This is a genomic window from Enterococcus durans NBRC 100479 = LMG 10746 (genome assembly GCF_001544215.1).
GTDB classification, from domain to species: Bacteria; Bacillota; Bacilli; order Lactobacillales; family Enterococcaceae; genus Enterococcus_B; species Enterococcus_B durans.
Window position 1 is genome coordinate 1 of the sequence record NZ_BCQB01000074.1, and the last position, 9,703, is coordinate 9,703.

The window sequence follows — 9,703 nt, forward strand, 5'->3', positions numbered from 1 at the left end:
CCAAAAGAGCAAGAAAAAAGCAAATCTACTTTTCTCTCACTCTTTAGATACTCAAAAACAAACTTTTCTTATTTTATTACTTAAAACAAATTACCATTATTCAACGAATTCAAATTCAAATTCGCCGATTCTTACGAGGTCGCCATCTTTAGCTCCTCTAGCACGTAAAGCTTCATCAACACCCATTCCACGTAATTGACGGGCAAAGCGCATGACTGTTTCATCATGGTCGAAGTTTGTCATTTGGAACAATTTCTCGATTTTTTCACCAGATAAGATCCAAGTAGCATCTGGATCACGGTCGATCTTGAATTCTGGCTCATCTGGATTAAAGCCATATTGTACTGTTTCTTCCTCGATTTCTTCATCATATAGAGGGAATTCTGGTGTAACCTCAAGTAGATCCGCTGTTGCATTCAATAATGGATCAATTCCTTTTCTAGTCACGCCTGAAATTGGGAAAACAGGAATGTCATCTGCAAACTCGTCTGTTTTTTCTTTGTTCAATTGCTCTTTGAATTTTGCCAAGTTTTCTTCAGCGTTTGGCATATCCATTTTATTTGCAACAATGATCTGTGGACGTTCGAGTAAACGTAGATTATAAGAAGATAATTCATGATTGATCGCTAAATAATCTTCATATGGATCTCTTCCTTCCATCCCACTCATGTCGATCACATGTAGGATAACGCGCGTACGTTCGATGTGACGTAAAAATTGAGTTCCCAGTCCAACGCCTTGGGAAGCTCCTTCGATCAGACCTGGTAGATCAGCGGCTGCAAAACTTCTGCCATCGCTGGTTGTAACCATGCCGAGATTCGGAACAAGGGTCGTAAAATGATACGCACCGATTTTCGGACGAGCTGAAGAAATCACTGAAAGAAGTGTAGATTTACCTACAGAAGGAAAACCAACCAAACCTACATCAGCCAGTACCTTCAATTCTAATTCGATTTTTCTTTCTTGACCTGGTTCGCCATTTTCGGCGATTTCAGGTGCTGGATTTCTTGGTGAAGCAAATCGGATATTTCCGCGACCGCCGCGACCACCTTTTGCTACAACAAGCGTTTGACCATTTTCAATCAAATCACCTAGTAAAGCGCCTGTTTCTGCGTCTCTCACTGTTGTTCCCTGTGGCACCTTGACATACGTATCTTCTGATCCACGGCCATGCATGCCTTTACTCATCCCGTTTTCTCCAGGTTGAGCTTTAAAATGACGGTTGAAACGAAAATCCATCAATGTGCGTAATCCTTCGTCAACAACTAAGATCACCGCACCTCCGTGTCCGCCATCACCGCCAGCAGGACCACCATCAGGTACATATTTTTCTCTGCGGAATGCCACCATTCCGTCGCCGCCTTTACCGGCTTTCACATCGATCGTCACTTGATCTAAAAACATGGACATCTTTAAGTCCTCCTATTAATTTATTTATATTTAATTACTTGACTGCCTGAATTTCCACAATAAACAAAAGTCCTATTTATTTTATCGGTGAAAAGCCATTTTGTCCATCTTTTCAGCCAAAGTTTCTCCCTTTTGTCTGTTTTATCTCTGATTTGACTTGCCTACTTACTTGCGAAGACTCAAAAACGGAAATAATTAAGGTTACTTTACTTTTGTAAGTATAATTTTTTGACAAATGAAAACAACAGGAGGAAAATAATAGATGTATTAATGAAGATTGGGCATTCGACAATCTCCAAATAAAGGAGGAACTTTTGATTATGACAGTAAAAGTAGGTATTAATGGATTTGGACGTATTGGACGTTTGGCGTTCCGCCGTGTCAAAGAAGTATCAGATGATATTGAAGTAGTAGCAATCAATGACTTAACTAGCCCAACGATGTTGGCTCAATTGTTACAATTTGATTCAACACACGGTACGTATCCAGGTACAGTTACTGCAACAGAAGACTCAATCGTAGTTGATGGTGAAACTACACGCGTGTATGCTGAACCTGATGCAAGTAAGATCCCTTGGGTTAAAGAAAATGGTGTCGATATTGTTTTAGAATGTACTGGTTTTTACACTTCTGAAGAAAAAGCACAAGCTCACTTGAACGCAGGCGTTAAACGTGTCGTGATCTCTGCACCAGCCGGAGCAATGAAAACGATCGTTTATAACGTAAATGATGATACGTTAGATGCAAATGACAAAATCATTTCTGCTGGTTCTTGTACAACAAACTGCTTAGCACCAATGGCTTACTTTTTAAATAATGAATTTGGGATTGAAGTAGGAACAATGACAACTGTCCATGCTTATACTTCTACACAAATGTTACTAGACGGCCCAGTAAAAGGTGGTAACTTACGTGCTGCTCGTTCTGCAGCAGATAACACCATCCCTCACTCAACTGGTGCTGCAAAAGCTATCGGCTTAGTTATTCCTGAATTACAAGGAAAACTTCAAGGACATGCACAACGTGTTCCAGTCGTTGATGGCTCATTAACAGAATTAGTTTCAATCTTAAAAACAAAAGTAACTGCTGAAGAAGTCAACGAAGCAATCAAGAAACATACTGTTGATAATCTTTCATTTGGTTATGACGATCGCGAAATCGTTTCCGGTGACGTTATCGGAACGACTCAAGGTTCAATTTTTGACCCAACACAAACTGAAGTAACTACAGCAGGTGATTTCCAATTAGTGAAAACAGTTGCTTGGTACGACAATGAATATGGCTTCACTTGCCAAATGATTCGTCTATTAGAAAAATTTGCAAACCTTTAATTTTAATTGAATAATGACATAAACAGAGAGGTTGGGACAGAAGTGTTTAACTCCGAGAATTTCGGCTTATTTCCGAAGGAGTTGCTTCTGCTCCCACCGTTTATTCGAGAGTCTGTGGCAAAACTGATTTTTAGTTTTGTCCCACGCACTCTTTTTTTTTACACTAATACTGACTGATCTTTTTTTATAACCTGACTTTGTGTAGAAACGCTACTTTTTTTGCTGATTGTCTGCTTGTTCTGCCTGTTCATTTTCCTCTACTAAATAGTAGGTGAATCACTTGAATGTGCTTTTTCATAAAAGGCTGGATTGTCTATTCCACCTGACTTAGCAGGCAACTTCCGATGTTTTTTGTTTGTGTCCATACTTTTTTGGAATGCACTAAGTTTTTTCTCCTCTATTTGCTTTTTTTCATGAATACTAAAGGATTTTTCATACGAAAGATCAGATGCCTTTATATTTTTTATCGCTATCGCTAGATTATTTTTCTGTTTGCTTGTAAATGTCGGCGAATTTTTTTCGATGCCTGTAAGATGATCAATAACTAGTTGATGGATGATTTCAACATTTTCTGGAAGAGAAAGCATCTGCGGTTCTTTTAGCAACTCCTCATTGAAAATCGCCGAACAAACTGCATAATTTACTGCACATTCAAAATTTTTGATATCGCCTTTATCCACGGTATCTACCTCTTCGTATTTTCTAAATTCCTTCTGTGCGCTTATCTTATCCAATCCATCATATGTAGAAAACTTATTATTGCTCTGTCTTGTTGACGTTAACAGATCTGCTATAAGATGTGTTCTAACGGTTGGAACAAGATACCTAGTTAGAGCAACATTAGGCCCCTGTGATAAAAATTTTTCTAACTCTTTGTTCCTTATATCCTTAAAATAAGTATTATGTTTATCTATGACAATTATTTCATAGTTGATGTCATCGAACTTACGGATAACGACGCCACCTACTTTCCTCCTGTTAGTATTTTCAGACGTGAAAAAAGCTGGATAGACTAAAAAAGAAGATTTGGTATTTGCACTCAATTCATATAAAGAACGAATGGTTCCATATTTACTTGTTAAAAATATTGCACTCTTCTCTAGCGAAACACTCAATAGGTGAAACAATATTTTTGGAGTATTCATCGGATTTAGTGCGTCTTTTGTTAAGCTACCGTTTTTAAATAGAGTTGCCCAATAGGATAAATAAGATTTAAACTCTTCGTTAACAAACGATTGCTTCTCACTTTTACTACACGCTAAACCTACCATTCTCGCATGATACTGCTCGATTTTCTCAGGTCCTTCATCCTTCTGGAATAATTCAGTAAAAAAAAGCCTTGTTTCCTCCTCCGCTTTCCTCTGTTCGCGAGAGATAGTTTTTCTATTTAAAGCTTTTTGATACTGATATTTTTCTTTCAAAGATTCTTTTTCTATATTTTTCTGTCTTTTTTCCGATACTTGATAATTTTTTCCTAACAAAGGTTTCTCATCCATTTGGATCCTCCTCTATATTTTATCAATGGCTCGCTGTTCCCACCATTATGACCACTAGTATATTTCGCATATTTTCCAACATTTAATGTAGCTTTCTGACTACTAGTGTATCTTGTAATGCCAAACAAATAGTCCTTTTTTTATTTTCATCTGGAAATTTAGTTTTCTCTAGAAGCTACACCTTGAATAAGCCTAGCAGATAACTAATGAAAAATGGCCTATCGACTATTAGAAACAGATACTAGCTACGATTGTTTCTCAAACACCTTGGTTGGAGTACATACAAAAAAAGACAAAGGCATCTACTTATCTTCTTCGCAAGAAAATAAATTGATACTTTTGTCTACAACGTAAAGCTTGCTAGTGATAAACAAATAAGTAACCAGTATTTTAACTATTTCACTTTTTTTACCTTGATCGAATCGGATCGTTGAAATTTTTTCCCTTCAACGATTTTCTCCTCATCCGTTCGTACGACTAGCCACTCAACAGCAACTAGTCGACTTTTTACCGAATCCCTCGAATTCTACTCTTCACACTTATCCCCATAGTGCGATTGTTTGACACTTTCTACACCGCCGACAATTTATTTCTTTGAGTTTTTCCCACTCGATCCCCCCTCGCTTTCTATTTTTATACTAAAAGAATAACAACAAAGTGACTGTTCATGTTAAAAATATCCTTAACACATAAAAAAACGTCTTGTATGGAGTAAAAATAAGTTTGATTATACATGTTTCTTTTTTATATATCACAGACAGATCGAACCAATCTCAGTTTCATTTGATCTACGAGAGTGGGACAGATCTAAACGACTTTTGTCTCCACCTCATTTCTTGCGCATCTCGATGAAGTGTTCAACTATAAAAAAATAAGCCGAACAATCACCAAAAAGAAATATTCTTGGGATCATTCGGCTTAGTACCATTTGTTGATTTTAGGAGAAACTTTCGTTTATTCCGTTCAAGCACACGGATTACAAAAATTTTATTTTAACTGAAAATCATTGGACATATTTATTTAAGAAGTCTTTTACAACCGTTTGGTATTTTTCTGGATCGATCGAATATGCCTTTGCGTGTTCAGCACCTTTGACTACGTATTTCTCTTTTGGCCCTTTCGTTGCATCATATACTTTGTCCAACATTTCATAAGGAACAAAGGTGTCCGCGTCCCCATGAATAAATAACATTGGTCGTGTATTTTTTTCTAACTGATCGACCGCACTTGCTTCGCCAAAGAAATACCCTGCTCTGACTTTCGTCATCAAACTGGTTACTGGGATCAATGGAAATGCCGGTAGATGAAACATGTCATCTAATTGATAGCTAAGTTCATCGCTAACGGAAGAATACCCACAATCTTCAATGATTGCTTTTACATTATCAGGCAGTTTCTCCCCGCTAGTCATCATAACGGTAGCTGCTCCCATACTGATACCATAAAGAACGATTTTTTGCGATGGCCCCTCTTTTTCTATGATTTGATGGATCCACTGGACATAATCTTTTCTTTCTGGCCAGCCAAATCCAATGTAATCTCCTTCGCTTTCTCCGTGGCCGCGGGCATCTGGGACTAACACGTTATAGCCTAAGTCATGGAACATTTTTGCGTAATTTGCCATTGTTTCTGCGTTGCCCATATAGCCATGAGCGGCAATCACTGTTTTCTCACTTTTTGTTGCTGCCGGTAGATAAATGGCTGAAAGTTTCAAGCCATCTTTGGAAGTAAGGTGCCAATAACTGCGATTTTCTTTGTCATTGAACCATTTTTGTGCTTCTGTTTCCTTCACTACCTGTGATGTACCTGGTGTGTCGTCTTCTAAAAAATCTTTTTCAGATGGTACGACTGCGTAATTATAAAAATAATTTCCTGCAAATAATAATGCCACGATAATCACTATGATGATTCCTATGGCTATTTTGATCCAAAGTTTCATGTCATACCTTCCTTTATTTCAATGTTCCAACACTCTTTTCTAAAATCAGTATAAATAATCAGCCCCATAGATGCAAGTCTACCTAATAAAATCAGATAGCTTGATAACAGATAGATCATATTCTTCGTTTTTTATCAAAGAAAGTTCTGCCCGCTTTTCTTTTGATGTTAAGCTAAGATAAAAAGGAGTGATCTTATGGATACTAAATTAACTGACGAGACTGCGTGGAACGAAACCATTACTGCCACCTATCGCAAAGATCCCAATTATAGTTACCGAATGCTGGAAATACATAACCAAGTTCTTGATCTAGTAGAAAATCGACTAACCCCTCACCCAGATGATCTCAAAGAACTTTATTCTATCTATTTTAATATAATTAAGAATGATCACTCAAGAAAGTTTGTCGAGAAAAAAAATCGGTTGACCGTGGCTAAGTCAATTTATCGAAGTATTTCTGTATATCCTAGTGTTCAGCTTTTAAAAAAAGCACTTTCCAAGTTAGATTCGGAAAACAAACATTCCTTCCTACTTTTTCCAGCAGGATTCAATGTATCAAAATACAGTGGTCACACTTGTTGCTTCGTTTGTACAAAGAAAGAGAATGAATCATTACATGTCGACCTTGTTGATACTCTGGCACGGTATCACCTAAGTTATCCTTTGAAGTACACAGCTCCGGTTCATCGTTTTATTATTCCAATGAAAAAGATCCATCAATTAGCAACTTATTTAAACGCTAGTGCTTTTATGCCCGACTTAAAACACGACGAGAAATTTTTTATCCAGAAGAAATTACTCAAGATTGCCCAATCCAACAGACCACTGGATTACCTATTCAAAGAAGAACAAAAGGTCGGAAATTGCTACCTTAAACAATCCCAATTTGGCTTGCAATATGCACTCTGGGCAAGAAATACTAAAAAAACAAACATCATCACTTGGCCCATTTCTACAAAAACCATGCATCAAAAAATTAGTGAAACAATGATGAATAACCCCCGTTTAAGCCCTGAAATCAAAAATCAGATGAAAAACTTTTTCCTCCTTTATCAAAAAAATAATTTACATGTACTAAAAAGAAAGGCCTTTGAAACACGTTGGCAAAACGCACAACTAGAAAAAAACTATGAAAAACAGTTGTTTTCACAAAAAGAGGACCGCTAGATGCATTCCTTCCAGTAGAAATAGCTGTTCTCCTAAAAAAAGGCATCTCATGTTCTCCCTACGATCAAAGTAGGTGTAACATGAGATGGCTTTCCGTCTATTCTATCCATTTTTTGGTGAAGCCGGACTGTGAATTGTATAATTTTAATCGTTCATTGGCGGTTGTTTTTTCGTATCAAAGCCAACTATTTATTTTCGATCAATTTGAAGTTTGACCATGGTTTCAAGAAATCTAACAAGAACAATTCATCATCAGCAATACGTCCCACGACATTCACGCGTCCATCATTTTTCATTTCTTTCAACGCAATTTGTGTTTCCCCTTTATATTGGCCATACCCTTCGTTATCGATCAATACATCTCCATGGGTCATATCACGCGTATTATGCGCAGGAAACGGTTTGTCTTTGTAATATACACGAGTCATCGTTGATCGTAGGATATATTCCGAGCGGTCACCGCGGTAACTATGCAGATTGTCGAACAAACAAATTCGTTCATCTTCTGTGATGTCTTCTGCCACATCAACTTTCAATGTAGGATAATCTGCTTGGAATGCTTCTGCCATCGCCTGTAGTTCAGCCTCGCTTGCGTAAGCATTTCCAATAGAGATATCGTCAATCAGTCCTGTCAGGATCAAGTGTTTGACTTGTGTAGAAATCTCTAAGTCGCGATGATCTTCTAGCGTACATAAACCATCTTGTGTTGGCCATGGACCAAAATCAGCAGCCTGTGAGTTCACAAAAGCCATTGTATTTAAATTATACTTTCTGAACTTTTCTGAGCAGTAAACAAAGTGATCATACCCTAACCCAGAATAGCGATGAGGATAGAAATTGTGGGAACCTAACAAGTTTGAAGTATTTGGTGAATAGCTCATGATGTTGTCCACATAGTTCGTTCCTGAGCTCATGTTGATCTCAATTTTTATGCCATAAGGATTACGCGTCATCTTCGCTTCTTCAGCACCAGTAAATCCTACATCTAAGCGAATACCATAAGCGCCCATCTTATCAAAGAAAGATAGATCATCGTATGATATCTCAAGTTGATCAAATAAGGCTGGATTGATATCCACCATTACTTCCATCCCTAAGCTGTTAGCATACTCCACGACTTTAGTAAAATCAGCTAAGACTTGCTCTTTATCTCCATCGATTTGAAGTAGACTTGTAAAAACACGTTTAAAGCCATATTTATGTGCTAAATCAAGATAGGCTTTATCCTTTTCAAAAGTTGAACGTTCTGGATAGATCGAAATACCTAATTTTCCCATCAATAAAATCCCCCTGTGTTTTCTTTTTGTATCCACTTACATTATAACAAAAGCGCTTCAAATGGTCTACACCTTTCCTCTAAAAGAAAATTTAACGAAAATTTTATAGGTAAAAAGATAGGTATTCGTACCATAGTTTGTTATCATTATAGATAACAATAATTTCAACTTGAAAGGAAAGAAAAATGAAAGCAAAAAAAGTATTTTTAAGCATTGGATTAGCAGCAACCTTACTATTCTTCGCAGGTTGTACACAAAATAATTCAGAGAGTTCTTCTTCAACTACAAATGACTCCACTGAAAAAACAACAGAAACTAGCACGAAAGAAAGCGTGGATCTTAATTCTTTGACTTTGCCACAATTGACGAATGAAGTAGCAACTAATGAAGATTTGGTTGAGATGGTCACAAATAAAGGGACGATTAAAATCAAACTATTCCCAGAACTTGCACCTAAAGCCGTAGAAAATTTTATGACCCATGCCAAAGATGGCTATTATGACGGGTTGACTTTCCATAGAGTCATCAAAGACTTTATGATCCAAGGAGGCGATCCAAAAGGTGACGGTACTGGCGGCGAAAGTATTTGGGGCAAAGGTTTTGAAACAGAGATCTCAAACCAGCTTTACAATATCCGTGGTGCCCTATCAATGGCTCGCAGCCAAGACCCGAATAGCAACGGCAGTCAATTCTTTATCGTCCAAAACTCTGACGATGTCCATGACGGACTTTTAAAAGATAACTATCCTCAAGCAATCATCGATGCTTATAAAAAAGGTGGCTACCCTACATTAGATGGTCAATATACTGTCTTCGGACAAGTAATTGAAGGCATGGATGTCGTTGACACGATCGCCGCTACTGAAACAGATAGTTCGGATAAACCGAAGGAAGATATCAAGATCGAAAAAATCAATATTTTACAAGAAGCAAAATAAACGAAAGGGTGAGTCCAAAGCAAAATTGCTTTGGACTCACCCTTTTTCAAGCTAATGTGCTGACAGAACTAGAAGAGATTATGCCAATAATAAGTCGTATTCATAAGAACAAATATCTCATTTCTACGATTACATTTTTATTTTT

At 37.3% G+C, this 9,703-nt stretch carries 7 protein-coding genes; 3 read left to right on the top strand and 4 right to left on the bottom strand.

Annotated elements, in window-relative coordinates; genetic code table 11:
- Nucleotides 1-96: 96 nt before the first annotated feature.
- Complete coding sequence (gene obgE, locus ED2_RS13460; protein WP_016176722.1) at nt 97-1,410, bottom strand: GTPase ObgE; 1,314 nt, start codon at nt 1,408-1,410, stop codon at nt 97-99.
- A gap of 320 nt (nt 1,411-1,730) precedes the next feature.
- Between obgE and gap the strand changes: the two genes are divergently transcribed.
- Nucleotides 1,731-2,741 carry a type I glyceraldehyde-3-phosphate dehydrogenase gene (gap, locus tag ED2_RS13465; protein WP_016176723.1) on the top strand — a complete coding sequence of 337 codons (1,011 nt, stop codon included), beginning with the start codon at nt 1,731-1,733 and terminating at the stop codon, nt 2,739-2,741.
- Nucleotides 2,742-3,001: 260 nt separating this feature from the next.
- Here the strand turns inward: gap and ED2_RS13470 are convergent, their stop codons facing one another.
- On the bottom strand, nt 3,002-4,237 hold the full coding sequence (locus ED2_RS13470; protein ID WP_016176724.1) for a hypothetical protein: 1,236 nt from the start codon (nt 4,235-4,237) through the stop codon (nt 3,002-3,004).
- Between the two features lie 1,003 nt (nt 4,238-5,240).
- Nucleotides 5,241-6,176, bottom strand: coding sequence for an alpha/beta hydrolase (locus ED2_RS13475; protein WP_005877554.1), 936 nt, complete (start codon nt 6,174-6,176; stop codon nt 5,241-5,243).
- Between the two features lie 195 nt (nt 6,177-6,371).
- Between ED2_RS13475 and ED2_RS13480 the strand changes: the two genes are divergently transcribed.
- Nucleotides 6,372-7,343: a hypothetical protein gene (locus tag ED2_RS13480; RefSeq protein WP_016176725.1), complete on the top strand. Its 972-nt coding sequence runs from the start codon at nt 6,372-6,374 to the stop codon at nt 7,341-7,343.
- Between the two features lie 185 nt (nt 7,344-7,528).
- Here the strand turns inward: ED2_RS13480 and ED2_RS13485 are convergent, their stop codons facing one another.
- Nucleotides 7,529-8,620: a DUF871 domain-containing protein gene (locus ED2_RS13485; RefSeq protein WP_005877551.1), complete on the bottom strand. Its 1,092-nt coding sequence runs from the start codon at nt 8,618-8,620 to the stop codon at nt 7,529-7,531.
- A 185-nt stretch (nt 8,621-8,805) separates the two neighbouring features.
- On the opposite strand from ED2_RS13485, the gene ED2_RS13490 reads away from it, so the two are divergent.
- Complete coding sequence (locus ED2_RS13490; RefSeq protein WP_016176726.1) at nt 8,806-9,558, top strand: peptidylprolyl isomerase; 753 nt, start codon at nt 8,806-8,808, stop codon at nt 9,556-9,558.
- Nucleotides 9,559-9,703: the final 145 nt, after the last annotated feature.

Coding starts and splice junctions, on each gene's coding strand:
- ED2_RS13480 (WP_016176725.1), top strand. CDS start 6,372: ATGGATACTAAATTAACTGACGAGACTGCGTGGAACGAAACCATTACT.
- obgE (WP_016176722.1), bottom strand. CDS start 1,410: ATGTCCATGTTTTTAGATCAAGTGACGATCGATGTGAAAGCCGGTAAA.
- ED2_RS13470 (WP_016176724.1), bottom strand. CDS start 4,237: ATGGATGAGAAACCTTTGTTAGGAAAAAATTATCAAGTATCGGAAAAA.
- ED2_RS13475 (WP_005877554.1), bottom strand. CDS start 6,176: ATGAAACTTTGGATCAAAATAGCCATAGGAATCATCATAGTGATTATC.
- ED2_RS13485 (WP_005877551.1), bottom strand. CDS start 8,620: ATGGGAAAATTAGGTATTTCGATCTATCCAGAACGTTCAACTTTTGAA.
- ED2_RS13490 (WP_016176726.1), top strand. CDS start 8,806: ATGAAAGCAAAAAAAGTATTTTTAAGCATTGGATTAGCAGCAACCTTA.
- gap (WP_016176723.1), top strand. CDS start 1,731: ATGACAGTAAAAGTAGGTATTAATGGATTTGGACGTATTGGACGTTTG.